The organism is Micromonospora taraxaci (genome assembly GCF_007830095.1).
In the GTDB taxonomy this organism is placed as follows: Bacteria; Actinomycetota; Actinomycetes; order Mycobacteriales; family Micromonosporaceae; genus Micromonospora; species Micromonospora taraxaci.
In genome coordinates this window covers 383,548-408,554 of sequence record NZ_VIWZ01000002.1, presented here as the reverse complement: position 1 = coordinate 408,554, position 25,007 = coordinate 383,548, and the positions used below count along the sequence as shown (strand labels likewise).

The 25,007-nt window shown below is 72.1% G+C and carries 26 protein-coding genes; 14 read left to right on the top strand and 12 right to left on the bottom strand.

What is annotated here, in order from left to right:
• Positions 1–5: 5 nt before the first annotated feature.
• Complete coding sequence (locus tag FHU34_RS31010) at positions 6–950, bottom strand: DMT family transporter (RefSeq protein WP_145786172.1); 945 nt, start codon at positions 948–950, stop codon at positions 6–8.
• 106 nt (positions 951–1,056) lie between these two features.
• Between FHU34_RS31010 and FHU34_RS31005 the strand changes: the two genes are divergently transcribed.
• A complete protein-coding gene (locus tag FHU34_RS31005) occupies positions 1,057–1,776 on the top strand; it encodes an HAD family hydrolase (RefSeq protein WP_145786171.1) in 720 nt (239 codons plus the stop codon).
• A gap of 8 nt (positions 1,777–1,784) precedes the next feature.
• On the opposite strand, the gene FHU34_RS31000 is transcribed toward FHU34_RS31005, so the two are convergent.
• The gene (locus FHU34_RS31000; RefSeq protein WP_145786170.1) at positions 1,785–2,312 is read right to left on the bottom strand and encodes a hypothetical protein; all 528 of its coding nucleotides are present in this window, start codon (positions 2,310–2,312) and stop codon (positions 1,785–1,787) included.
• 12 nt (positions 2,313–2,324) lie between these two features.
• A complete protein-coding gene (locus FHU34_RS30995; protein ID WP_145786169.1) occupies positions 2,325–3,194 on the bottom strand; it encodes a PhzF family phenazine biosynthesis protein in 870 nt (289 codons plus the stop codon).
• A 33-nt stretch (positions 3,195–3,227) separates the two neighbouring features.
• Between FHU34_RS30995 and FHU34_RS30990 the strand changes: the two genes are divergently transcribed.
• The 3 genes from FHU34_RS30990 to FHU34_RS30980 all read left to right on the top strand — a co-directional run bounded on the left by FHU34_RS30990 (position 3,228) and on the right by FHU34_RS30980 (position 6,382).
• Positions 3,228–4,514 carry a magnesium transporter MgtE N-terminal domain-containing protein gene (locus FHU34_RS30990; RefSeq protein ID WP_145786168.1) on the top strand — a complete coding sequence of 429 codons (1,287 nt, stop codon included), beginning with the start codon at positions 3,228–3,230 and terminating at the stop codon, positions 4,512–4,514.
• Positions 4,507–5,157 (top strand): DUF1003 domain-containing protein, encoded by a 651-nt coding sequence (locus FHU34_RS30985; RefSeq protein WP_145786167.1) that lies wholly within the window; start codon positions 4,507–4,509, stop codon positions 5,155–5,157. The genes FHU34_RS30990 and FHU34_RS30985 overlap by 8 nt, the downstream gene beginning before the upstream one ends.
• A 76-nt stretch (positions 5,158–5,233) precedes the next feature.
• Positions 5,234–6,382, top strand: a complete 1,149-nt coding sequence (locus tag FHU34_RS30980) for an Mrp/NBP35 family ATP-binding protein (RefSeq protein WP_145786166.1) — start codon at positions 5,234–5,236, stop codon at positions 6,380–6,382.
• A 181-nt stretch (positions 6,383–6,563) separates the two neighbouring features.
• Here the strand turns inward: FHU34_RS30980 and FHU34_RS30975 are convergent, their stop codons facing one another.
• Together FHU34_RS30975 and FHU34_RS30970 are read right to left on the bottom strand one after the other, a co-directional pair.
• A complete protein-coding gene (locus FHU34_RS30975) occupies positions 6,564–6,986 on the bottom strand; it encodes a twin-arginine translocase TatA/TatE family subunit (protein ID WP_145786165.1) in 423 nt (140 codons plus the stop codon).
• A gap of 76 nt (positions 6,987–7,062) precedes the next feature.
• On the bottom strand, positions 7,063–8,442 hold the full coding sequence (locus tag FHU34_RS30970; RefSeq protein ID WP_208745240.1) for a S1C family serine protease: 1,380 nt from the start codon (positions 8,440–8,442) through the stop codon (positions 7,063–7,065).
• A 299-nt stretch (positions 8,443–8,741) separates the two neighbouring features.
• Here FHU34_RS30970 and FHU34_RS30965 point away from each other — a divergent pair, with 299 nt between their 5' ends.
• The gene (locus tag FHU34_RS30965) at positions 8,742–9,311 is read left to right on the top strand and encodes an O-methyltransferase (protein ID WP_145786483.1); all 570 of its coding nucleotides are present in this window, start codon (positions 8,742–8,744) and stop codon (positions 9,309–9,311) included.
• A gap of 12 nt (positions 9,312–9,323) precedes the next feature.
• Here FHU34_RS30965 and FHU34_RS30960 read toward each other — a convergent pair whose 3' ends face one another.
• Entirely contained in the window at positions 9,324–10,778 is a 1,455-nt protein-coding gene (locus FHU34_RS30960; RefSeq protein ID WP_145786163.1) for a leucyl aminopeptidase family protein, read from the bottom strand.
• 148 nt (positions 10,779–10,926) lie between these two features.
• Complete coding sequence (locus FHU34_RS30955; protein WP_007455245.1) at positions 10,927–11,094, bottom strand: DUF3117 domain-containing protein; 168 nt, start codon at positions 11,092–11,094, stop codon at positions 10,927–10,929.
• 190 nt (positions 11,095–11,284) lie between these two features.
• Here FHU34_RS30955 and FHU34_RS30950 point away from each other — a divergent pair, with 190 nt between their 5' ends.
• The 4 genes from FHU34_RS30950 to FHU34_RS30935 are packed head-to-tail and all read left to right on the top strand — an operon-like array spanning position 11,285 to position 15,513.
• Entirely contained in the window at positions 11,285–12,103 is an 819-nt protein-coding gene (locus FHU34_RS30950) for a PaaX family transcriptional regulator (protein ID WP_145786162.1), read from the top strand.
• A 4-nt stretch (positions 12,104–12,107) separates the two neighbouring features.
• Positions 12,108–12,899 (top strand): enoyl-CoA hydratase-related protein, encoded by a 792-nt coding sequence (locus tag FHU34_RS30945; RefSeq protein ID WP_145786161.1) that lies wholly within the window; start codon positions 12,108–12,110, stop codon positions 12,897–12,899.
• A 59-nt stretch (positions 12,900–12,958) separates the two neighbouring features.
• Complete coding sequence (locus FHU34_RS30940) at positions 12,959–14,257, top strand: DUF1800 domain-containing protein (protein WP_145786160.1); 1,299 nt, start codon at positions 12,959–12,961, stop codon at positions 14,255–14,257.
• 14 nt (positions 14,258–14,271) lie between these two features.
• Positions 14,272–15,513 carry a DUF1501 domain-containing protein gene (locus FHU34_RS30935; RefSeq protein ID WP_145786159.1) on the top strand — a complete coding sequence of 414 codons (1,242 nt, stop codon included), beginning with the start codon at positions 14,272–14,274 and terminating at the stop codon, positions 15,511–15,513.
• Positions 15,514–15,516: 3 nt separating this feature from the next.
• Here the strand turns inward: FHU34_RS30935 and FHU34_RS30930 are convergent, their stop codons facing one another.
• A complete protein-coding gene (locus FHU34_RS30930; protein ID WP_145786158.1) occupies positions 15,517–16,140 on the bottom strand; it encodes a hypothetical protein in 624 nt (207 codons plus the stop codon).
• A 13-nt stretch (positions 16,141–16,153) separates the two neighbouring features.
• Complete coding sequence (locus FHU34_RS30925) at positions 16,154–16,735, bottom strand: DNA-3-methyladenine glycosylase I (RefSeq protein WP_145786157.1); 582 nt, start codon at positions 16,733–16,735, stop codon at positions 16,154–16,156.
• Between the two features lie 137 nt (positions 16,736–16,872).
• Here FHU34_RS30925 and FHU34_RS30920 point away from each other — a divergent pair, with 137 nt between their 5' ends.
• Positions 16,873–17,766 carry a sterol desaturase family protein gene (locus FHU34_RS30920; RefSeq protein WP_145786156.1) on the top strand — a complete coding sequence of 298 codons (894 nt, stop codon included), beginning with the start codon at positions 16,873–16,875 and terminating at the stop codon, positions 17,764–17,766.
• Here the strand turns inward: FHU34_RS30920 and FHU34_RS30915 are convergent.
• Positions 17,711–18,208: an SRPBCC family protein gene (locus FHU34_RS30915; protein WP_145786155.1), complete on the bottom strand. Its 498-nt coding sequence runs from the start codon at positions 18,206–18,208 to the stop codon at positions 17,711–17,713. The genes FHU34_RS30920 and FHU34_RS30915 overlap by 56 nt on opposite strands.
• A complete protein-coding gene (locus FHU34_RS30910) occupies positions 18,205–18,822 on the bottom strand; it encodes a DivIVA domain-containing protein (protein WP_145786154.1) in 618 nt (205 codons plus the stop codon). Before FHU34_RS30910 ends, FHU34_RS30915 begins: the two co-directional genes overlap by 4 nt.
• Before the next feature lie 153 nt (positions 18,823–18,975).
• Between FHU34_RS30910 and folP the strand changes: the two genes are divergently transcribed.
• Positions 18,976–19,845 (top strand): dihydropteroate synthase, encoded by an 870-nt coding sequence (gene folP / locus FHU34_RS30905; RefSeq protein ID WP_145786153.1) that lies wholly within the window; start codon positions 18,976–18,978, stop codon positions 19,843–19,845.
• Between the two features lie 67 nt (positions 19,846–19,912).
• Here the strand turns inward: folP and ndhC are convergent, their stop codons facing one another.
• The gene (gene ndhC / locus FHU34_RS30900; protein ID WP_088986508.1) at positions 19,913–20,290 is read right to left on the bottom strand and encodes an NADH-quinone oxidoreductase subunit A; all 378 of its coding nucleotides are present in this window, start codon (positions 20,288–20,290) and stop codon (positions 19,913–19,915) included.
• Positions 20,291–20,420: 130 nt separating this feature from the next.
• Here ndhC and FHU34_RS30895 point away from each other — a divergent pair, with 130 nt between their 5' ends.
• The 3 genes from FHU34_RS30895 to FHU34_RS30885 all read left to right on the top strand — a co-directional run bounded on the left by FHU34_RS30895 (position 20,421) and on the right by FHU34_RS30885 (position 24,992).
• Positions 20,421–21,830, top strand: a complete 1,410-nt coding sequence (locus FHU34_RS30895) for a hypothetical protein (protein WP_145786152.1) — start codon at positions 20,421–20,423, stop codon at positions 21,828–21,830.
• A gap of 287 nt (positions 21,831–22,117) precedes the next feature.
• Positions 22,118–23,965, top strand: coding sequence for a 2-oxoacid:acceptor oxidoreductase subunit alpha (locus FHU34_RS30890; RefSeq protein ID WP_145786151.1), 1,848 nt, complete (start codon positions 22,118–22,120; stop codon positions 23,963–23,965).
• Positions 23,958–24,992, top strand: a complete 1,035-nt coding sequence (locus tag FHU34_RS30885; RefSeq protein WP_145786150.1) for a 2-oxoacid:ferredoxin oxidoreductase subunit beta — start codon at positions 23,958–23,960, stop codon at positions 24,990–24,992. The genes FHU34_RS30890 and FHU34_RS30885 overlap by 8 nt, the downstream gene beginning before the upstream one ends.
• Positions 24,993–25,007 lie beyond the last annotated feature (15 nt).

Here is a 25,007-nt window from a genome sequence, read left to right as displayed (position 1 = left end):
GGCGATCAGTCGTCGAGCGGGGTCGGGTCGGTGGGCAGCGCGGTGGGTGCGGCGCGACGGCCACCGAGCACCACCACCGCCACACCGGCCAGCAGCAACGCCATCCCCAGCAGCGCGTACGGGCGGGGAACCTGACCCAGCCAGGCCCACCCGAGCAGTGCCGCGCCGGGCGCCTCCAGCAGGATCAGCACGCTGACAGTGGTCGCCGGGATCTTCTGCAGGGCGTAGTTGAACATCGAGTGCCCGAGCAGTTGGGCACCGACCACCAGGGCCAGGATGGCCAGCCAGGTGCGCCCGTCGAACCCGGTCAGCCGTACGCCGCCGACCAGGCACATGGCCAGCAGGATCAGCGCGCAGATCCCGTAGCAGATGGTGGTGTACGTGGTGGTGCTGATGCTGGTCCGGGCCCGTTCGCCGAAGGCGGTGTAGACGGCGGCGAACATGGCACCGGCCAGCGCCAGCACGTCGCCGAGGACGGCCCGGCCGGAGACCCCCACGTCCACGCCGGTGGCGACCGCCGCGCCGCCGACCGCCACCGCGATGCCGATCCACACGATCCGGGGCAGCCGACGCCCCTGGGCGCGGGCGATCAGCCCCTGCCAGACCGGCTGGGTGGCCACCAGCGCGGTGGACGTGGCGACGGTGGTGAGCTGGGCGCTCGGCACCCAGGTGGCGAAGTGACCGGCCAGCGCGACACCGGACAGGACGCAGAACAGCCCCTCCCGCCGGCCCACGCCGGTAGCAAGCCGACGGAACTCGGCACGGCGTCGGGCCAGCGAGAACGGGCCCAGTACGGCGACCGCGAGCAGGTTGCGCCAGAACGCGATGGCCAGCGCGGGCGCGGCGGCGTACGCGATCAGCGGCGCGGACGACGACACTGCGACCACGGCCAGGCCGACCGCGCCGGTGGTCAGCGGGTCCAGTGACGGCCGGTGTGAAGGTGGGGGCATGGGACGTAATCCTCACACGTATGACGGACAGCACGGAGGGTCATCACTCCGTTACGATCACGCGCGTCCGCGCCGGCGACCCTCGACCGCCCGGAGGCGCTCCCCCATGCCCACCTACCAGGCGGTGCTGTTCGACTTCTTCGGCACCCTGACCCGCTCGGTGCAGCGCGGTGTCGCGCACGCCGGCACGGCTGAACTGCTCGGCTGTCACGCCGACACGTTGACCGAGGTGTTGGACCGTACCTACTACGAACGGGCCACCGGCCTGCTCGGCAACGCGGAGGCGACCCTTCGCTGGGTGTGCGCCCAGGCCGGCGTACACCCCAGTGACCATGCGGTACGGGCGGCCGTGGCGTCCCGACACCGGGCGGTCCGCGCGGACACCTGGCTACGGGCCGACGCCGTGCCGGTGCTCGCCGCCCTACGCCAGCGTGGCCTGCGCACCGGCGTGATCAGCGACTGCACGCACGAACTGCCGGCCTTCCTGCCACAGCTCGCCATCGCCCCCCTGCTCGACGTGCGGGTCTTCTCAGTGCAGGTCGGACGGTGCAAACCGGATCCGGCGCTCTACCTGACCGCCTGCCAGCGACTCGGGCTGGCACCCGGCGACTGCCTGTACGTCGGCGACGGCGGCAGCCAGGAGTTGACCGGCGCCGAGCGGGCCGGGATGACAGCCGTCCGGCTCGCCGCGCCGGACCTGGCCACGCACATGGTGTTCAACGCCGACCTGGACTGGCGCGGCCCGACGCTCGCCGCCCTGGGCGAGGTGCTGGCCCTCGTCGACAGCGACGCCGAGGTGGTGGGGGTCGGCGGCCGGGCGGGGTGACGAGCCGATCAGCGGCGACGGACCCGATGCAGGCGGAACGGCTTGCGCGTGGCCCGGACCGCCGGGGTGGCCCGCGGTGGCTCGGCCTGCGCGTCGGCCGGCAGCTCCGTGCCGGCCAGCGGCGTTCCCGCCGGGGCCAGCCGGTTCACCGCGCACCCCTCGGCAGCCCAGCGGGCCACCAGGTCGGCGGTCGGCCCGGAAGCGTTGAGACGCTTCGCCGCCACCAGCGGCGCGATGGTGTCCCACTCCTCGGTGCCCGGCTGCACCCGGCTCACCCTCGCCGGCCAGGTGACGATCCGACCACCGTGGTCGCCACGCAGGGAGACCTGCGCCTCGGTCGCGTCGGCCAGGCCCGGCGCCGCCTGCTCGCCCGGCCCGCTGACCACCAGGAGCGCGCCCTCGAGAGGGGCGCACCAGAGCGCGAGCGCCGGCCCGCCCGACACGCTCACCCAGGCCACCGCGGCCTTCTTCATCGCCTCGTCGACCAGCGGCGTCGACCCGTGCGTGTCGTCAGTCACCCTCGCATCCTCCCGCATCGACGTCCGGCCTCAACCGACGAACGGAGGGACCGCGATCTCACCCCGGGCCACCGGCATGACCTGGCCGGCGACCGTAGCGCCGACCGCCACGCCGTTCGCCGCGGTGACCGTGCAGGCCAACGCCGACGGACGGTTCATCTCGACACCCTGACGGACGGCGTAACGGGACAGCCCCTCGCCCGGCAGCAGGCCCGTCGCCACCAGCCAGACACCCAGGCCGAGCGCCGCCGAACCGGTCGCCGGGTCCTCCGGAATGCCGATCCCCGGCACGAAGACCCGGGCGTGCGCGGTTTGCGTTGCCCCGTCCCAGGAGAAGACGCTGACGTGCGAAACCCCGTACCGCTGCGCCGCGGCCGCGTTCACAGTGGCGCGGGCCACCGACTCCGGACGCACCGGCAGGTACGGGAACTCCAACCCACAGCCGGCGACGCGTGGCGCTGGGCCGACGTGGTCGTCCGCGGTCAGCCCGGCGATCTCCAGCAACGGCTCCGGATCCAACTCCGGCCCGAGGGTCGGTGTGCCACCGGTCAGCGTCGCCCCGGAGGCGGTCACCTCGATCGGCAGCACCCCGGCGTGGCACTCCTGGGTGACAGACCCCACACCGAAAATGCCCCGCCGGCTCGCGGTGACCGCCGCGCCGACACTCGGGTGCCCGGCGAACGGCAACTCCTCCACCGGAGTGAAGATCCGGGCCCGGTAGGTGACGCCGACCTGGGTCGGAGGCAGCACGAACACCGTCTCGGAGAGGTTGAACTCCAACGCGAGTGCCTGCATCTGCTCGGTGGCCAGCCCCTCCGCGCCGAACACCACGGCCAGCGGGTTGCCGGCGAAGGGGCGGTCGGTGAAGACGTCCACGATCTCGTAGGCCAAGGTCGACATGTTGATAAACACTAGGCGCTTAGGCTGGTGCCCGTGAGCACGCCGACCCGGATCTACATCGCCCGTCTCGCCGGAGTCGCCGTCTTCGATCCGAACGGTGACCAGGTGGGCCGGGTTCGTGACGCCGTGGCGCGGCTCCGGGCGACGAAACGTCCGCCGGAGGTGGTGGGCCTGGTCGCCGAGATGCCGATGCGTCGTCGGATCTTCCTGTCCATCAACCGGATCACCTCCATCGACGCGGACGCCGTCGTGCTGGGCTCCGGCACCCTCAACCTCCGCCGGTTCGAGAAGCGCCCGAACGAGCTGCTGGTGCTCCAGGAACTGCTGGACCGGCGGGTGCAACTCGACCCCGGCGGCCAGCCCGGCGCGGTCGTGGACGTCGCCATGGAGTGCTCCCGGGGCGGCGAGTGGTCGCTGACCCGGGTCGCCGTCCGGGAGCAGACCGGTCGGCTCAGCCGCCGCGGTCACCTGCACCAGGTCGAATGGGACCGGGTGCGCGGGCTCAGCGGCATCGCCGACAACCGGGGTACGGCGAACCTGCTCGCCGTCCTGGAGGACATGCGCCCCGCCGACCTGGCCAACGCCCTGCAGGACCTGCCCGACGCGCGACGCAACGAGGTAGCGGCGGCGCTGGACGACGAGCGGCTGGCCGACGTGCTCAGCGAGCTGCCCGAGCACGACCAGGTGGAGATCCTCGCCGCCCTGGACCGGGAACGGGCCGCCGACGTCCTGGAGGAGATGGACCCGGACGACGCCGCGGACCTCCTCAACGAACTGCCCCCACCGGAACAGGACGTCCTGCTGGACCTGATGGAGCCGGACGAGGCCGACCCGGTGCGTCAGCTGCTGAAGTACACGCCGGGCACGGCAGGCAGCGTGATGACCTCGGAGCCGGTCATCCTGCCGCCGGACGCCACCGTCGCCGAGGCGCTGGCCCGGATCCGGGAGCCGCAGCTCTCCCCCGCCGTCGCCGCGCAGGTCTTCGTGACCCGGGCACCGCAGAACACACCGACCGGCCGCTACCTGGGCATGGTGCACTTCCAGGCGCTGCTGCGGGAACCACCCGCCGACCTGCTCGGCAAGGTGGTGGTCAACGACATCGACCCGCTGCGCCCCACCACACCGCTGCCGGAGATCACCCGCCGGATGGCCACCTACGACCTGGTCGCCATGCCGGTGATCGACCGGAACAACCGGCTGGTCGGCGCCGTGACGGTGGACGACGTGCTGGACCACTCGCTACCCCGGGACTGGCGGGACCGGGACGCCCTGCCCGCCCCGGGCGCCACCGAAGCGGTGCTGGATGGCGCGGATGGCTGAGCAGCGGCGAACCGAACGGCTGGACCAGCCCCGCGAGCCCCGGGGCATCAAACTGCCCCGCTTCGACGCCGAAGCGTTCGGCAGGTGGTCGGAGGGCATCGCACGGGGCATGGGGACCGCGAACTTCATCGTCGTCATGACGGTGGTGATCACGGTCTGGTTCCTCTGGAACACGTTGGCCCCGGCGGGCCTGCGCTTCGACCCGTACACGTTCACGTTCCTGACCCTGGTGCTGTCGTTGCAGGCCAGCTACGCCGCGCCACTGATCCTGCTGGCCCAGAACCGGCAGGCCGACCGGGACCGGTTGGCAGCTGAGGAGGACCGGCGGCGAGCCACCGCGCAGAAGGCGGACACCGAGTACCTGGCCCGGGAGATCGCCGCGCTGCGGATCGCGTTGGGCGAGGTGGCGACCCGCGACTTCCTCCGCTCCGAGCTGGCCCGGCTGGCCGAGGAGCTGGACGAGGTGGGGCAGCGCCGGCAGCGGCTGGAGCGCCGCCAGCAGGAGAAGGAGAGCCGGCAGGAGCGGCGTGGGCAGCGGCCGACCGACGGTGTCGGCCTGGACGAACCCCGCGACGACCTGGACGGTGACTTCGCCCGCGACGCCCGTCCGGACGGCACCGGGCCACGCCGGTCGGAGGGCTGACCAGCGGGGCATCGATTGGCTCACACCGCCCCGGGCAGCGGCGGCAGGGGATGCCCCGCGACGTAGCATTGCGGGCATGTCAGCACCCGTGAGCACCGTCGAGGACGCGATCCAGGCCGCCCTGGCCACCGTCAACGACCCGGAGATCCGCCGGCCCATCACCGAGCTGGGCATGGTCCGCTCCGCCACCATCGGTGCCAGCGGCGTCGTACGCGTCGAGCTGCTGCTCACCGTCGCCGGATGCCCGCTCAAGGACAAGCTGCGTAACGACATCACCGCCGCCGTCGCCGCGGTGCCCGGCGTCACCGGCGTGGAGATCGACTTCGGGGTGATGACGCCGGAGCAGCGGCAGTCGTTGCAGTCCCAGCTGCGCGGCGGTGGTGCCACCGAGGAGCCGGTCATCCCGTTCGCCCAGCCCGGCTCGCGTACCCGGGTCTACGCGGTGGCCAGCGGCAAGGGTGGTGTCGGCAAGTCCAGCGTGACTGTCAACCTGGCGGCGGCGCTCGCCGCACGCGGGCTCGCCGTCGGCGTGGTCGACGCCGACATCTACGGCCACTCGGTGCCCCGCATGCTCGGCGCGGACGGCCGTCCCACCCGTGTGGAAGACATGATCATGCCGCCGCAGTCGCACGGCGTGAAGGTCATTTCGATCGGCATGTTCACCGCCGGCAACGCCGCAGTGGTGTGGCGTGGCCCGATGCTGCACCGGGCGTTGCAGCAGTTCCTGGCCGACGTCTACTGGGGCGACCTGGACGTACTCCTGCTGGACCTGCCTCCGGGCACGGGTGACGTGGCCATCTCGCTGGCCCAGCTGCTGCCCAACTCGGAGATCCTGGTGGTCACCACCCCGCAGGCCGCCGCCGCCGAGGTGGCGGAGCGGGCCGGTGCGATCGCCCTGCAGACCCACCAGCGCGTGGTCGGCGTCATCGAGAACATGTCCTGGCTGGAACTGCCGGACGGCTCCCGGATGGAGATCTTCGGCGCCGGCGGTGGCACTGCCGTCGCCGAGTCGCTGAGCCGGACCATCGGCGCCCAGGTGCCGCTGCTCGGGCAGATCCCGCTGGACACCCGGGTCCGCGAGGCCGGCGACGCGGGCAACCCGATCGTGCTGGCCGAGCCGGAGTCCCCAGCCGCGACGGCGCTCGGCGCGATCGCCGACCGGCTCGCGGTACGCCGTGAGTCGCTGCTCGGCAAGCCGCTCGGCCTGAAGCCCGCTGGGCGCTGACCGCCACGAACACCGTCAGCCCGTCGGCCGCCCAACGGCCGGCGGGCTGAGCCGTCTCGTGATCGACCCGACTTTCAGCATGTCGGGGCATCCGGCGCTGGTTGACAGGCCCACTTCCTGAAATCCGAGTCGACCACCGCCCGGCAGAGGCTCAAGCGGTGCCGGGCGGTACGGCGGTCGGTCAGGTGGCGTCGTCGTAGCTGACGCGGGGGGCTGGCGCCGATGGGCTGCTGGTGGCCGTGCTGGACCGGGAACCGCCCGAGCGCAGGTCCGCGGCGTTGGCGACGTCCTTCAGGTCGTCGTGCACGTTGCTGACGTCGGCGCGGAGGTTGTCGTAGACGCCCTGCAACGGCTTGCGGATCGCCGCCTCGTCCTCCTCGCTGAGGAGGTGCTTGCGGATGAACGCCTTCGGGTGCAGATCCTCCAGCTGGATGTCGGTGCCCAGCTCGCGACTCAGGTCGCCGGTGGCGTTGCGGGCCATGTTGCGCAGGTTGCGCACCAACCGCAGGCCGTCGGTGATGACCGCGGGCAGCCGGTCGCCGAAGATCAGCAGCGCCAGGAGCAGCAGCGCTCCGATCTCCCACCAGTTCAGGTTGTCGAGCATCCCGTTGGCCCCCTCTCGGCGTCAGCAGCAAGACTACGCACGCCGGACGGCCTTCGGGCAAGGGGTGAGCCGCTGTTCACTTCGCGTCCGCGGCGAGTCTCACCGACGTGTTCTGCCGGGCGGAGCCTCGCCGGAACTCGACGGTCACCACCGAGCCCGGCGCGTACTTGCGCACCAGCGCGGTCAGGTCGGTCGGCTCGGTCATCGGCCGTCCATTGATCTTCAGGATCACGTCGCCGACCTTCAACCCGGCGCCGTCCGCCGGGCCGGAGGGCTGCACCTCCGCCAGGCGTAGGCCGCCCCCGACGACTCCGGCCGGGCCGTCCACCCGGGCGCCGATCACCGTACGCCGGGCCTTGCCGGTGCCGATGATGTCCTGGGTCACCCGCTTGGCCTGGTTGATCGGAATGGCGAAGGCGAGTCCGATGTTGCCCGCCTCCTGCCCTTCGGCGACCAAGGACTTGATGGTGGAATTCACGCCGACCACGCGCCCGGCGCCGTCGACCAGCGGGCCGCCGGAGTTGCCGTGGTTGACCGCGGCGTCGGTCTGGATGGCCGCGTAGTAGCGCACCGGCCCGCCCGGCTCGCCCGCCTGCATCGTCCGGTCCAGGGCACTGACGATGCCGGCGGTGACCGTGTTGGCCAGTGACAACGGCGAACCCATGGCGAGCACCGGGTCGCCGACGGCCAGCGCGTCCGAGTCCCCGAATTCCACCGCCCGCAGCCCGGGACGACTCACCTTGATCACGGCGATGTCCGACTCCGGGTCCTGCCCGACGATGGTCGCCGGCGCGCTGCTGCCGTCGTTGAAGACCACCGAGGCCTTGCCGGTGCCGCCGGCCACCACATGGTCGTTGGTGATCACATGGCCGTCGGCGGTGGCGATGAAGCCGGAGCCCTCGCTGGTCCCGCCGAGGCTGCTGACCCGGACGGTGACCACGCTGGGCAGGACACGTTCGGCGACACCGGCCAGTGACTCCGGTTTGCGCTGGGCCAGCGCCGGCGGATCTACCGGCGCACTGCCCAGCACCGCACCACCCGCACTGCCGCGAACCGCGAACGCGTAGCCCAGCGCGCCACCGAGCGTGCCGGCCAGCAGGGCGGTGATCACGGGAATGAGCAGCAGGTGACGCAGCGTCGGTCGGCCTGGCGCGTCCGGATCGGTGACCGCCTCGGGTTCGATGCCGGCCACCACCGCCCCGGGCACCACCACCGCGGTCGGCGCGGTCGGGTCCCGCCACGGATCGGCGAGCGCGTCCGACCACCAGGGCGACGCCCCGGCACCGGCCACCGGCGGATGCCCTGGCGCCGGCCCGCCTGGCGGCACGGTGGACGCGTTGCCCGCCTCAGGCGTGGTCGGCGGCCCGGCCGGAGGGTTCCCCGCCCCGGGCGGTCGCGCCGGAGTCTCACCGCCCCGGCGCCAGTCCCAGCCGTCGGTCACGTCGGTGCCTCCCAGTCCGTCCCCGGATCCCGCGCCGCGTCGCCCGGCCACGGGCCGGTTCGGTCGCGGCTGACGGGATACCGCCTCCAGGATTGCACGGATGTACGCGGTGGAGTCACCGGTTGCCCCGGTGATCGCGACAGGCGGAGGCGCGGCTGCGCTCCACGACGGTCGCCTCTACGCTCACAGTGCCAACCCGCCCCCGCACCACGCACCGCCCCCGGAGGTGCCCCATCGCCACGGTCGCCGGTTCCGGCAGTTCGACGGCCCAGGTTCAGCAGTTCGCCGAGTCGTACGTCACCGAGGATCTCGTTCTGCGCACCGCCCGCAGCCTGGCTCGGGAGGTGGGCCTCGACGCGGTCACCCCCGGTGCGGGTGCGGCACTGCGGCTGCTGGCCGCCGCCGGCAACGCGCGCGCCGTGGTCGAGATCGGCACCGGCACGGGGGTGAGCGGGGTCTGGTTGCTGCGCGGCATGCGCGCGGACGGGGTGCTCACCACCATCGACGTGGAGGTGGAGCACCAGCGGATCGCCCGACGGATCTTCGCCGAGGCGGGCTTCGCTGCGGGCCGCACGCGCATCATCACCGGGCGCGCGCTCGACGTGCTGCCCCGGCTCGCCGACGGTGCGTACGACCTGGTGTTCGTGGACGCGGAGGCGACCGGCTTCCACGCCTGTGTGGAGGCGGCGTTGCGGCTGCTGCGGCCTGGTGGCGTGCTAGCGCTCAACGGTGTGCTCGCCAGCGGCCGGATCGGTGACCCGGCCGCTCGGGACGCGGAGACGGTGACGGTCCGCGAGACCATCAAGGCGGTCCGGGAGTCGGAGCACTGGATTCCCGCGCTGCTCCCGGTCGGGCACGGGCTGCTCGCCGCTGTGAAGTGCTGAGCGCTGGCCTGGTCAGTCGACGCTGGCCAGCCAGCGCAGCAGCCACCGGACGCCCCAGCCGGTCGCGCCTCGGCTGACCTCGGCGTGGTCGCCGTCGGCCCAGGACGGGGCCGACATGTCCAGGTGCAGCCATCGGTCCCGTAGTTCGCCGGTGAACTCGCGCAGGTAGAGCGCGGCCAGCACCGAACCGGCACCCTGCGTCGGGGCGCTGTAGAGGTCGGCGATCTCGCTGCCCAGGTATTCCACGTAGTCGTTGTGCAGGGGCATCCGCCACGCCGACTCGCCGGCCGCCTCGGCTGCGGCCAGCACGTCCGCGGCCAGTTGGTCGTTCTCGCTGTACAGGGCGCCGGTGCGCTTGCCCAGGGCCACGGCGTTGGCGCCGGTGAGCGTGGCGAGGTCGAGCAGCAGGTCCGGCTTGAGCTGCTGCACCGCGTACGCCAACGCGTCGGCGAGGACCAGGCGGCCCTCGGCGTCGGAGTTGGTCGTCTCGCTCGTCGTGCCGCCGTAGTGCCGGATGACGTCGCCGGGCCGGAACGCCGCGCCGCTGACCATGTTCTCGGCGAGCGGGGCCAGCGTGGTGATCCGGACCGGCAGCCGCATCTCGGCGGCTCCCAGGGTGGCGGCGACGACCGCGGCCGCGCCCGCCATGTCCTTGCGCATCAGTTTCATCGCCGGCACCGGCTTGATCGAGATTCCGCCGGTGTCGAAGGTGATGCCCTTGCCGACCAGCACCACGTGGGTGCGTGCGTTGGCCGGGTGCCAGTCCAGCTCGACGAGCCGGGGGCCGGTGGCCGAGCCTCCGCCGACGGCGAGGATGCCACCGAAGCCCTCGGCGGCGAGTTCGGCCGGCCCACGGACCCGCAGTCGCAGGTCCGGAAGGTCGGCTGCTGCGGCGGCCACCTGGTCGGCGAACCACTGCGGGTTCTTCACCGAGGAGGGGGTGTTGGTCAGGTCACGGGCGAGATGGGTCATCGCCGCGGTGGTCCGGGCGGTCGCGATGGTGGTCTCGAACGTCGTCGGGTCGGCGAGCAGGAGGTCGACGCTGTCGAGCGTCGGTGCGGTGCCGGCCTCGGTCAAACGGAACCGGTACGGGGCGAGCAGCAGCCCCTCGGTGAACCCGCGGACTGCGGCCGGAGTCACTCCGACCGGGAGCGCGATGGTGATATGCGTCTCATCCGTGGCGGCGCGAGCCAGTGCGGCGCCGGCCGTGCGCCAGGCCGCCTCGCCACCGTCGCCGATGCCGAGCAGGAGCATCCGGCCGGGGGTACGACCAGGGCGCACCTGCGTGTGGATCTCGCCGGCCCGGCCGGTCAGTCGGGCCGCCGGCACCAGTGCGGCGGCCTCGTCGGCCGTGCCGTCCGGAGGCGTCGCCGCGGTCGGAACAAGTTCGGCCGAATCGGCGGCACCGACAGGCAGGACGAGGACGTCGAGCCGGTCGGGCTCGGCGATCAGACGGATGGCGAGCACGCGGGACCGTACCTCCAGGAGAGTTTCGCGGAGCGGGGCCGAACCCGCCTGCCCACGCCGATGAAGACCCTGAGCCACCGGTGGTACCGGTGGCTCAGGGTCAGAAAGAACGCTCCGGGCGGCCTGCGCCGCCCGGACCACTCCTTACTCAGCCGGCCGCTGCCTTCAACGCGTCACCAAGCGCGTTGGCCTCGTCGGGAGTCATCTCGACGACGAGCCGGCCACCGCCCTCCAGCGGGACCCGCATGACGATGCCCCGACCCTCCTTGGTGACTTCCAGCGGACCGTCGCCCGTCCGCGGCTTCATCGCCGCCATGTTGTCTCCCCTCAGACCTACACCAGGGTCGGTGGGTTGCCCCACAGCCACTTCGTCACGACCACCCGCAACGGTCACGGGGGCGTCGACCAACGATTTTCCCTGATGAACACCGCCGGACCCAAACCGGAGCAGCATTGATGTAACAGCATCTAGCTTATCTTGAGAAGGCCTGTCACAATGTGCGGTCATGCAGGCACGGTCGGCACTCTTCGACCTGTACGGCGACCACCTCCGTCCGAGGGGTGGCCGGGCACCGGTCGCTGCCCTGGTCAAGCTACTGGCACCGCTGGGAATCGCGCCGCCCGCCGTTCGCACCGCCGTGTCGCGGATGGTGCGCCAGGGCTGGCTCGAGCCTCTCCGGTTGGTCTCCGGACCGGGATATTCGATCACACCGAAAGCAGCCCGACGACTCGACGAGGCGGCCGCCCGGATCTACCGGACCGGCCGGGTCACCTGGGACGGCCGGTTCGATCTGCTGGTGTTGGAGGCCCCCGGCTCCCGACGGGACCGGCAGCGGCTCGCCTCCAATCTGAGCTTCCTCGGCTACGGCACGCTCGACGAGCAGACCTGGGTCGCCACCCGCCCCGCCGACGACGTGGACCTGCTCCTCGCCGAGGCCGGTATCCGGTTCGAGCGGTTCACCGCCGCGCACCACTCGGGCACCCCCGGCGCGATGGGCGTGGTCCGGCGCGCGTGGGACCTGACCGAGATCGGTCGCGCCTACGAGCAGTTCGTCGCGGACCAGCGCCCACTGCTCGCGGCGGTCACCGTGCGCAGCAGCGACGAGGAGGCGTACGCGACGCGGTTCCGACTCGTGCACGCGTGGCGTACGTTCCTCTTCCGGGACCCGCAACTGCCCCCGGCGCTGCTGCCCGAGCGCTGGCCCGGCACCGCCGCGGCCAGCTTCTTCGACCGGCACGCGGCACGTCTGCGTCCGGCCGCCGACCGGTACGTCGAACAGTGCCTCGACGCCGGCAACCGCCTCGTTCGACAGAAGGGTCGTTAGACACGTGACCGAGCCGCTGCTGGTCGACCGGACCGACGCCGTCGTCACCCTCACGCTGAACCGGCCGAAGGCGATGAACGCGCTCGACGTGCCGCTCAAGGAGGCGCTGCGCGACACCCTGGCGCAGTTGGAGACCGACCGGTCCTGCCGCGCGGTCGTGCTGGCCGGGGCGGGCGGGTCGTTCAGCGCCGGTCAGGACCTGCGCGAACACGTATCCACCCTGGAAAACTCCGCCAGCGACCCCCTGGCCACCGTGCGGGCGCACTACAACCCGATCGCCGCCCGGCTGGCCAACCTGCCCAAACCGGTGATCGCCGCGGTCCGTGGGATGGCCGCCGGGGCCGGCGCGTCGCTGGCGTTCCTGGCCGACATCCGCATCGGCGGTCCGACCACCAGTTTCCTGATGGCCTTCGCCAAGGTCGGCCTCGCCGCCGACACCGGCGCCTCCTGGACGCTGCCCCGACTGGTCGGCCACGCCAAGGCCGTGGAACTGCTGATGCTGGCCGAGCCGGTCCGCGCCGAGGAGGCCTGCCGGCTCGGGCTGCTCAACCGGCTGACGGACGACGACGAGCAGGTGTTGCCGGCAGCTCAGGAGTTGGCCGCCCGCCTCGCCGCCGGCCCCACCGTCGCATACGGGGCGATCAAGCGGCAGCTCTCCATCGCCGACGCCGGCACCCTCGCCGACGCCCTCGCGGCCGAGGCGCAGGCCCAGTCGATCTGCGGTGCCACCGCCGACCACCGGGCCTCCACGCTCGCCTTCGTCGGCAAGCAGAAACCGGTCTTCGAGGGACGCTGAACGCGATCCGGACGCCGCCCTTACCGTCCTCGAACACGAGCCGCCTAGCGTCGGCTGTCATGAGCGATCGTGAAGCGGTGGCGCACCTGCTGCGCCGGGCCACCTTCGGGCCGACCGCCGACGAGGTGGACGCGGCCGAGCGGGCCGGGCCGGCAGCGACGTTGGACCGCCTGCTCGACCCGGTACGGGCCGACCGGGGAGCGGCGGCCACACCACCGCCGACGCTGGCCCCGGACCCGTACGCCGCGCTGACCAAGGAATCCACCCGGGAGCAGCGGCAGAAGGCCAACGCGGAGCGCCGCGAGCAGCTCCAGCAGGTCACCGGATGGTGGCTGGACCGGATGGTGGCCGCCGAGGACGGGCTGACCGAGAAGCTGCTCTTCTTCTGGCACGGGCACTGGGCGACCAGCGCCCAGAAGGTCAAGTCCGCGCGGACGATGCTGGGCCAGTTGGACACACTGCGCCGCCACGGGCGAGGGCCGCTCGGCCCACTGGTCGCCGCGATGGTGCGCGACCCCGCCCTGATCATCTGGTTGGACGGGCAGAAGAACACCCGCAAGGCACCGAACGAGAACCTCGCCCGCGAGCTGATGGAGTTGTTCACCCTCGGCATCGGCAACTACACCGAGGCGGACGTGAAGGCCGGGGCGCGCGCCCTGACCGGCTGGGTGGTCGACCGGCGGACCGGAGTGGCCCGCTTCGAGGCCAAGCGACACGACCCCGGCGAGAAGACCATCCTCGGACAGAGCGGCCGGTTCGACGCCCCGGCGTACGCCGGGCTGCTCGCCACCCAACCCGCGGCGGCGACGTTCGTGGCCGGGCGGCTCTGGTTCCGCTATGCCGGCGCCGAGATCCCGGCGCCGGACGGTCTGGCCGGCGCGGACACCGTGGCGACGATGCGCGCGATCTTCTCCTCGCCGGCCTTCGCGCAGACCCGGGGCACGTTGGTCAAGCAGCCGGTGGAGTGGCTGGTGGGCGCGCTACGGCAGCTCGGCGTACGGCCCTCCGCCCTCCCGGAGCAGCAACGCCGACAACTGCTGGCCGGTCTGAACGCGCTGGACCAAGTGCCGCTGCGACCGCCCAGCGTGGGCGGCTGGCCGGCCGGCGCGGCCTGGTTGACCACCTCGTCGTTGCAGGCCCGGCTGCGGGCGGCCGGGATGCTCGCCGCCGCCACGGCGCCGACGGTGCTGGCCCGGCTGACCGCCGCACCGACCGCCGGCCGGCCGGACGCGTTGGCCCGACTGCTGGTGGTCGACGGCTGGGGCCCGCGTACCCGGGCCGCCCTCACGCCGCTGGCCGGCGAGCCCCGCAAGCTGCTGGCCGCCGGCCTGGTCAGCCCCGAATACACAGTCAGCTGAGCGGAGGAGTCGACATGGACACGGTGACCCGACGCAGGTTCCTGCTGACCAGTGGTGTGGTCGGCGCGGGTGCGCTGGCCGCCGGGGCCGGCGCGTACACGATGCGGGACCTGTTGGACACCAGCGGGGACCGCGATCCGCAGGCCCGCACGCTGGTGCTGGTGACCCTGTACGGCGGCAACGACGGGCTCAACACGGTCATCCCGTACGGAGACCCGGCCTACCGGGCGGCCCGCCCCGAGCTGGCGTACCCGGACGGGGAGGTGCGGCGACTGGACGACGACTTCGGCCTCAACCCGGCCCTGGAGGGTCTGCACCAGCGCTGGTCGAAGGGTGGGCTGGCGATCGTGCGCGGGGTCGGCTACCCGAAGCCGGACCGCAGCCACTTCCGGTCGATGGACATCTGGCACACCGCGCAGCCGGACCGGCCGGGCAACACTGGCTGGCTGGGGCGTTGGCTGGACCGGGCCGGCGGCGACCCCCGGCTGGCGGTCTCCTTCGAACCGGCGCTGCCACCGCTGCTGGCCGGGGCGCAGAGCGCCGGCGCCGCGGTGCCGGTGACCGACCGGAAGGCCGCCAAGGGGCTGCCAGCGCAGACGCTGACCGCGTTCGAAGCCGCCGAGCCGGGTGAGTCCGCCGCGCGAGCACGGGCCGCCGCCTGCTTCGCCGACCTGCGATCGGTGGACGAGATGATCCGTCAGGTCCGCGACTCCGACGACCCGGACCTGGCGGACCCGGACGGCGAGCAGGCCCCGGCGACCGCCACCGGCGGGGCGAAGACCCCGCTGGACGCGCAACTGGACCTGGTCGCGCAGTGCGTCGAGGCGGGGGTGTCCACCCGGGTCTTCTCGGTGTCGCTCGGCGGCTTCGACACTCACGCCGACGAGAAACAGTTGCAGGCTGTCCTGCTGGGTCAGCTGGACCGGGCGTTGACCGGCTTCGCCGACCGGATGAGTCGCACCGAGGCGGGGCGGAAGGTGGTGGTGGCGGTCTACTCCGAGTTCGGCCGCCGCGTCCGGGCCAACGCCTCCGACGGCACCGACCACGGCACCGCCTCCGACGTGCTCCTGCTCGGCGCGGGCGTACGCGGCGGCTGGCACGGGGCACCGCCGAGTCTCACCGACCTCGACGACGGCGATCTGAAGTTCACCACCGACTTCCGGGACGTCTACGCCACGTTGCTCGAACGCGTGCTGGACACCGACCCGGGCCCGGTCCTCGCCGACTGGAAGGGACGGCTGGACAAGCTCTTCTAGGGCCTAGTCGTCCTCTTCCGGGTCCTGGTTGGCCTCGGCACCCAGCACGAACGCCTGCATGGCCAGCTCGTCGCCGGCCGGCGACACGAAGGCGGGCAACTCACGCGGGCCCAGCTCCTGCACGTAGGACCAGAACAGGCGGACCGCTTCGGCCGGCGAACCGGCCTCGATCGGCAGGTCGAGGCTGACCAGCCAGGTGCGGCGTGCCGGTGGCGGCCCGAGCTGGTCGGCCAACGCCCGGAAGGCCGCCGGCTCCAGTGGGCTGACCGGCCCGTCGAGGGTCAGCAGGTCGGCCGGCACCGGCTCGTCGAAGGCCCGACGGGTGTACGCCACGACGAGCTCCGCCGGCTCGACTCCGGACTGCGGGTCGTCCGGGTCTTCCCGGTGACGGTGGGCCGTAGCGGCGACCCGGCCGAGCGCCACCAGCCGGGGCGGAGCGTCGACCAGCACCGCCACCTGGTCCCCCGGGCCCGGCCCGGCGACGTCGGCGAGACCGGTCAGCTCCAACGTGTCGTGGTGCACGAGCCGCTCGGCTTCGTACCGCTCGGCGGGCAGCAGCACGGCCCAGGTGCCCACCCCGTCGGCTCGGCCGGATCCGTCGGCCCGGTACGCGGTCTCGGTCGTCATGCCTGCCATCCCATCATGTCGCCGGTGGGAGGGTGACGTGACAGCCGACGATGTGATCGTCGACCATGCCGGTCGCCTGCATCAGGGCGTACGCCGTGGTCGGCCCGACGAACCGGAAACCGCGCTTCTTGAGGGCCTTGGCCATCGCCGTCGATTCGGCGGTGATCGGTGCGAGCTCGGCGAACGAGGCGGGGCGGGCCGGCCGGCGCTCCGGCGCGAAGGACCAGAGCAGCGCTGACAACCCCTCCGGCAGTTCCAGGGCGGCGCGGGCGTTGGCGATCGCCGCCTCGATCTTGGCCCGGTTGCGGACGATGCCGGCGTCGGCGAGCAGCCGGGTCACGTCGGCATCGTCGTATGCGGCCACGGTCGGGATGTGGAACTCGTCGAAGGCCAGCCGGAACGCCGGGCGTTTGCGCAGGATGGTCAACCAGGACAACCCGGACTGGAACGCCTCCAGCGTCATCCGCTCGTAGAGCGCGTCGTCGCCGTGCAGCGGCCGGCCCCACTCGGTGTCGTGGTAGACGGCGTAGTCGGGGGTGCTCGACCCCCACGCGCAGCGAGCCAGCCCGTCGGCGCCGATCACCAGGTCAGTCACCTCGTACACGCTAGGGCATCGCACCGACACCCCATTGCCACCTGCCGCTCGGCTGCCTATGGTGCTTGTTACCGACCGGTAAGTCGGGGTCGCCCAGCGGCGCGTCCCGACCGGCGACGGCGAGCGGAGGCCGCGCGATGAAGGAGTTCCCGGACGTCATCGCCTGGTCGATCCCGGCCTTCGTGCTGCTCATCGTGCTGGAGCGGGTCTCCTACCTGCTGCACCGCGACGACGACGAGGTCGGCTACGGCGGGGCCGACACCGCGACCAGCCTGGCGATGGGTCTGGGCAGCATCTTCACCGACCTGCTGTGGAAGGTGCCGATCGCCGCCGCGTACGCGCTGCTCTACGCGCTCACCCCGCTGCGGGTGGCCGAGATCTGGTGGACCTGGCCACTGATCCTGCTCGCGCAGGACTTCTTCTACTACTGGTCGCATCGCGGCCACCACGTGATCCGGATCCTCTGGGCCTCGCACGTGGTGCACCACTCGTCGGAGCGGTTCAACCTCTCCACCGCACTGCGCCAGCCGTGGACCGGGCTGACCAGTTGGGTCTTCTACATCCCGCTGATCCTGGCCGGCGTACACCCGGCGGTGGTCGCGTTCTGCGGCTCGGTCAACCTGCTCTACCAGTTCTGGATCCACACCGAGCGCATCGACCGGATGCCGCGCTGGTACGAGGCGGTGTTCAACACCCCGTCGCACCACCGGGTGCACCACGCCTCGCAGGGCGGCTACCTGGACCGCAACTTCGGCGGCATCCTGATCGTCTGGGACCGGCTCTTCGGCTCGTTCGCGCCGGAGCGGGAGCGCTGCGTGTACGGCCTCACCAAGAACGTGGGCAGCTACAACCCGGTCCGGGTGGCCTTCCACGAGTACGCCTCAATCGCCCGGGACCTCCGCGCCGCAGTGACGTGGCGGCATCGGGCGGGGTATCTCTTCCGAGCGCCGGGCTGGCAGCCGGCACCGGGTGTGGTCAGGGCAACCGGCCCTGCTCGACCAGACGGGCGAACCTCTTCAGCGCCTGGGTGAGGCCGATCTTGGAGCCGGGCCAGAGCAGCGGCCAGGCCACCCGACCGGCCCGGCCACCCGGCAGATGGAACCACTCGTGCCAGACCACCTGGGTGCGGGCCCGACCCAGCTGGGTGCAGCGCAGCACACCGGGGCCGCGCAGCAACTGACCGTGGTGCACCACGCCGATCTCGTACGGTTCGTCGACGCGTACCACTAGCATCTCGTCGCGCAGCGTCGCCCGGCCGAGCGCGGTCACCGCCTCGATCCGGCTGCCCTCGCGACCGTCGCCCTCGACCACCCGCACACGGGTGAACGGAATCCAGTCGGACTGGCGTTCCCAGGCGAGCAGCGCGGCGAAGACCTGCTCCGCCGGGGCGTCGACGATCACCGTGGCGGTCACCTCACCGGCACCGGGTTGGGCCGCCTCCCGAAGATCATCAACGCCTCCGGGCTCGGTCACGCCGTCTCCGACCGGACCACCGCGTCTCGCTGCCCGGCACCGTCGGCGGGCGCGCCGTCGGTCTGCTCACGATCTGCCGGCTCGCCGTCGGCCGATGCCACTGCCGGCGCCACGCCGTCGGAGTCCGCCGGCGACGAGGTGGCGGCGGGAAGCTCTGCCGCGCCGGCCGAGCCGACGGGCGCCGAGCCGGAGCCGGCGTCCCCGTCCAGCGGCACATCCTCGTCCGGCTTCGCCGCGTCCGCGTCCGTCACCTTGCTGGCGGACTGCTCGCGGGCCTGACGCAGCGCGTCGGCGTCGTCGGTGCGACCTTCACGCAATGCGGTGACCTCCGCCTCCAGCACGCCGATCAGCTCCGACTTGTAGCCGATGTCGTAGGCGGCGCGGCGCATCGCCTGATCGACCTGCGCCATCCGGTACCCGCGCAACCCGGTGTCGAAACGGACCGCCCCCACGTCGGATTCGCGTAGCGGTCGCGTGCCGGGCAACGCCACGGCCTGCGAATCCGGTTCGACGGCCACCAGGCCGGGATCACCGCCGCTGACCAGCACCGTCACGCCGAAGACGACCGCCGCGACAGTCAATGCCACGACCAGGAGGAGCAGAAGCTGACCCATGCACTGATCGTGGCATGGCAGCGGGCCGGGAGCGACCCCGCCACCCGTCCCGATCATGATCTGTGCCGACGCCCGCCCACAGTTCCCCTCCGACGACCGACTAGCGTCGGGTTCGGCCGCCGCGGCGACGGCGCGGACTCTCAGGAGGCGGGCATGGCGGGGGCGCTTCGGCTGGGTGGGCGCACATTCGCCCCTGGCGAGCTGATCGTGATGGCGATCATCAACCGGACGCCTGACTCGTTCTTCGACCGAGGCGCCACCTTCGCCGCCGACAACGCGCTGCGCGCGGTCGAGCGGGCTGTGGACGAGGGCGCGGCCATCATCGACATCGGCGGCGTCAAGGCCGGCCCGGGCGCGGACGTCGACGTCGCCGAGGAGATCCGCCGCACGGTGGACACCATCGCCGCCGTCCGGGCCGCGTTTCCGGACGTGGTGATCTCCATCGACACCTGGCGCGCCGAGGTGGCGACGGAGGCCGTGGCCGCCGGGGCCGACCTGCTCAACGACACCTGGTCGGGCGCCGACCCAGCGCTGGCCCGGGTGGCCGCGCAGACCGGCGCGGGGCTGGTCTGCTCGCACGCCGGCGGCCTGGTCCCGCGGACCAGACCGCACCGGGCGGCCTTCGACGACGTGGTCGCCGACGTGGTCGCGACGGTGACCGGGCTCGCCGAGCGCGCTGTCGCGGAGGGGGTACGCCCCGACGGGATCCTCGTCGACCCGGCACACGACTTCGGCAAGAACACCCGGCACTCCCTGGAGATCACCCGGCGGCTGGACGAGTTGACCACGACCGGCTGGCCGGTGCTGGTGGCGCTCTCCAACAAGGACTTCGTCGGTGAGACGTTGGACCTGCCGGTGGCCGAACGCCTGGAGGGGACGCTCGCCGCGACGGCGGTGTCGGCCTGGCTGGGCGCTCGGGTCTTCCGGGCTCACCAGGTCGGCCCGACACGTCGGGTGCTGGACATGGTGGCCTCGATCCGGGGTGACCGCCCGCCGGCGACGACTCGCCGGGGCCTGGCCTGACCGGTCGTCGCCGTAACCGACCGCGAACGGCCGGGCCGACCGGCACGATCGCCGGAGGTCGCGACGCTCAGGTCCAGCGGAGGATGTTCCTGCGCCAAGCGTAGAGGATGCCGAGCGCGAGCACCGCCACGAACACCGCCATCTCCACCACCGTCACCAGACCGAAGCCCGGCCGGTCGAAGACCACCGCCCAGGGGAAGAGGAACACCGCCTCGACCGCGAACAGCACGTACAGGTACGCGTAGACGTAGTAGCGGATCTGCATCTGCGCCCAGTCCGCGCCGACCGGGTCGAGCCCGCACTCGTAGCTGGCCCGCTTGCCGGGCGGATCGGCCGGACGAGCCGGACGTAACACCCGGTTGGCCGAGAACGCCGTAACGAAGAACAGGACGCTGGCGAGCAGTAAGAGCCCGAGCGTCGCGTACGAGCCCAGGTATCCGGTCACAGTTCGGGAGCCTACCGCCCGGCCGGAAGTGCCGTCCCAAACACGTTACGGATTTGTTTCCAGATGGGACTAGTGCACCAAGGCAACTGTTACCGAATACTGGACCCCCACCCATGGCACCGGAGGACAGATGGCCCGCCTGAAGGCATCGCCCGGTCTCCGGGCCGAGGGGCGGCGTACCGCACCCTGGCTGGCGACCGCGCTCGCGCTCGGCCTGCTCACGGCGCTCGCCGTGGGACCGGCCTGGGCCAACGCGGCGACGCCGGACCCGGTGGTGGCCACCGATCCGGTCAGCGAACCCGAGGCCACCACGTCCGAGGAGCCGCCCCCGACCGAGGGGCCGACCGATCCGGTGCCGACCGAACCGGCGCCGGAGACCACCGCTCCCGCTCCGGAGACGACCCCACCGGCACCGGCGACCACCGCCCCTGACCTGCCGCCGGCGCCGACCACCGCCGCGCCCGCTCCGGGCGGACCCACCACGGGAGCGCCTCCCGTGCCGCCGGTGCCTCCGGTCCGCCCGCCCGCCTCCGGTCCGGTGCCGCCGCCGAGTCCACTGGGAGTCCAGGTCACCACCCAGGACGTCACCCTCCGCGAGGCGTACTGGAACACGGCCAGCACGGCCACCACGTTGCAGGTCACCATCCACAACACCGGCACGACGGCGGAGCGGATCCGCCTCTCGTACCGGCTGCCGACCGGGCTGTCCGACGCCGGGACGAAGGGCTGCACCGACGCCGGTGCCGGCACGTACCACTGCGGGGCCTGGACAGCCGAGGCGGGCGCGCGCTTCAGCGCGCTGATCCGCCTGCGGGTCGACGGCGACGCGTGGAGGCAGATGCCGCTCGCCGGCTCCGTCCAGGTCGTCGCCGATGCGCCGGGGCTGCCCGGGGAGGCCTCCGACGACCAGGGCTTCGCCGTGCTCTTCCCGCCCGGTCCGCCGGTGCCCGGGATCGCTCTCGCGGCCGACGAGGTGACGTTCGACATCAGCGGCGCCGCCAGCACCCTCGCGCTCCGGTTGGGCAACACCGGGTCGGTGGACGCCGCCGGACGGGTGGAGGTCGTCCTGCCGGCCGGGGTGACAGTTCCGACTCCACCGGACGGCTGCGTGGTGGTCGACCCGACCCGGACCCGCTGCGACGCGGGCGTGGTGGCGGCGGGCAGGACCGCCGAGTTGCGGTTGCCGGTGGAGGCGACGCCGGAGGCCCAGCGGGAAGCGCCGTTGTCCGGCGCGGTGATCGGTCACCTCGACCCACGCAGTGGATCGACCCGCCAGGTGCAGATGAGCTTCCGGATCACCGCGGCGGCCGCTCTGGCCACACCGGTGGTCTCGCCGCCCGCGGCGACCGGCTCCCAGGGCGTACTCCCCGGGGGTGCTGCCGGCGACGGTGGCGGGGCATCCTCGGTGCAGCGCACCGCGATCATCCTGATCGTGGTCTCGGCGCTGCTGGTGGTGCTTGCCCTCGCGCTGGCCACCACCTCGCTGCGCCGCCGGCTCAACGGCCCGGCACCCGGGCCGGCGCCAGAACCGGTCGACTGATCGACGGGGTGGCCCCGGCCGGGCGGGACGGGGCCACCGAATCGATCCGGTGGTGATCTGAATTACGGCGGCCAGGGCGTAAGCCCGCAAACTCGGGCAATACTCCATCGAGTCTGGTCCCAGTCGGCGGACCTCCGGGGATTGTTAGGGCTCCCTTAGAAGTAGGCTCTGAGGTGAGGTACGACAACGGCCGGACCAGCCTGGGGCGGTGCGGTGAGACGTTGCGTCGAGGAGGTTCCGTGGCCGGGCAAGGCGAGAGCCCCGCAGTCGCGAACGAAGGTGGCACAGTGACCAAGCAGATCCGTCAACTCGACCGGGTGGTCATCCGGTTCGCCGGTGACTCCGGCGACGGCATGCAGTTGACCGGCGACCGGTTCACCTCGGAGACGGCGCAGCTCGGCAACGACATCTCCACGCTGCCAAACTTCCCCGCCGAGATCCGAGCCCCCGCCGGCACCCTGCCCGGCGTGTCGAGCTTCCAGGTGCACTTCGCCGACTACGACATCCTCACTCCGGGCGACGCGCCCAACGTGCTGGTGGCGATGAACCCGGCGGCCCTCAAGGCCAACCTGGCCGACCTGCCGCGCGGCGCGGACATCATCGTCAACACCGACGAGTTCACCAAGCGCAACCTCGCCAAGGTCGGCTACCAGACCAGCCCTCTGGACGACGAGTCGCTGGCCGGTTACGTCGTGCACCCGGTGGCGCTGACCTCGATGACTGTCGGTGCGCTCGCCTCGTTCGCGGTGTCCAAGAAGGACGCCGAGCGGTCGAAGAACATGTTCGCCCTCGGGTTGCTCTCCTGGATGTACTCCCGGCCCTACGAGTCGACGCTGCGCTTCCTGGAGCGCAAGTTCGCGTCCCGTCCGGAGCTGGTCGCGGCGAACGTCGCCGCCTTCAAGGCCGGTTGGAACTTCGGCGAGACCACCGAGGACTTCGCGGTCCGCTACGAGGTCAAGCCGGCCAAGATGAAGCCGGGCACGTACCGGAACATCACCGGCAACGCGGCGCTGTCGTTGGGGCTGGTCGCCGCCGGCGTCCGGTCCGGGCTGCCGGTCTTCCTCGGCGCGTACCCGATCACGCCCGCGTCGGACATCCTGCACGAGCTGAGCAAGCACAAGCGTTTCGGCGTCCTCACCGTGCAGGCCGAGGACGAGATCGCGGCGGTCGGCGCGGCGCTGGGCGCGTCGTACGGCGGTTCGCTCGGCGTGACCACCACCAGCGGCCCCGGCGTGGCCCTCAAGAGCGAGACGATCTCGCTGGCGGTGGCGCTGGAGCTGCCGCTGGTGATCGTGGACGTGCAGCGCGCCGGCCCGTCGACAGGCATGCCGACCAAGACCGAGCAGGCCGACCTCAACATGGCGCTGTTCGGTCGGCACGGCGAGGCGCCGGTAGCGGTCATTGCCCCCCGCTCACCGTCGGACTGCTTCTTCGCGGCGCTCGAGGCGGCCCGGATCGCTCTGACCTACCGCACGCCGGTGATCCTGCTGTCCGACAACTACGTCGCCAACGGCTCGGAGCCGTGGCTGCTGCCGGACGTGGAGTCGCTGCCCGACCTGCGGGTCGAGTTCGCCACCAAGCCCAACGGCGAGGACGGCACGACATTCCTGCCCTACCTGCGCGATCCGGAGACCCTGGCCCGTCCGTGGGCCATCCCCGGCACCCCGGGGCTGGAGCACCGGATCGGCGGTCTGGAGAAGGCCGACAAGACCGGGGACATCTCCTACGACCCGGCCAACCACGACTTCATGGTGCGCACCCGGGCCGCCCGGATCGAGACGATCCCGGTACCGGACATCGAGGTGGAGGACCCGGACGGCGACGCCCGGGTGCTGGTCCTCGGATGGGGCTCCACGTACGGGCCGATCGGCGCCGCCTGCCGCGGAGTACGCCAGCGCGGGCTGTCCATCGCCCAGGCGCACCTGCGGCACCTGGCCCCGATGCCGGCCAACCTCGGTGAGGTGCTGCGCTCGTACGACAAGGTGGTCATCCCGGAGATGAACCTGGGCCAGCTCGCCCACGTCATCCGGGCCCGCTACCTGGTCGACGCGATCAGCTACAACCAGGTCCGCGGCCTTCCGTTCACGGCCGCCGAGCTGGAGACGACGCTGGAAGAGGTCCTGAAGAATGTCTGAGCCCGTCGCCCTCAAGCTCACCGCCAAGGACTTCAAGTCCGACCAGGAGGTGCGCTGGTGCCCCGGCTGCGGTGACTACGCGATCCTGGCGGCCATCCAGCAGTTCATGCCGGAGCTGAACATCCCCCGGGAGCGCACCGTCTTCGTCTCGGGGATCGGTTGCTCGTCCCGCTTCCCGTACTACATGAACACGTACGGGATGCACTCGATCCACGGTCGGGCCCCGGCGATCGCGACCGGCCTGTCGGTGTCCCGGCCGGACCTGTCGGTCTGGGTGGTCACCGGCGACGGTGACGCGCTCTCCATCGGTGGCAACCACCTGATCCACGCGCTGCGGCGCAACGTCAACCTCAAGATCCTGCTGTTCAACAACCGGATCTACGGTCTGACCAAGGGTCAGTATTCTCCGACCTCCGAGGTCGGCAAGATCACCAAGTCGACCCCGGCCGGCTCGGCGGACGCGCCGTTCAACCCGCTCTCACTCGCGCTCGGCGCGGAGGCCAGCTTCGTCGGCCGGACCATCGACTCCGACCGCAAGCACCTGCAGTCGGTGCTGCGGGCCGCCGCCGAGCACGAGGGTTCGGCGTTCGTGGAGATCTACCAGAACTGCAACATCTTCAACGACGGGGCGTTCGAACAGCTGAAGGACCCGTCCACCCGGGACGACTACCTGATCCGCCTGGAGCACGGGCAGCCGATCACCTTCGGCGCCGACGGGCGGTTCTGCGTGGTGCACCCGCCGGGCGGCTTCGGCCTGGAGGTCCGGGAGACCAGCTCGGTCAGCCCGGAGGAGATCGTCGTCCACGACGCGACGGTGACCGACCCGGCGTACGCGTTCGCGCTGTCCCGGCTGCCCGGCTTGGACCTGCGCAACACCCCGATCGGGGTGTTCCGCTCGGTGGACCGGCCGTCCTACGACAGCGTGGTGCAGGGCCAGCTCGCGGCGGCCAAGGCGACAGTCACCGAGACACCCGAGCAGCAGCTCGCCGGCCTGCTGGGCAGCGGCGACACCTGGACGATCCTCTGATCAGTCGTTCATGAC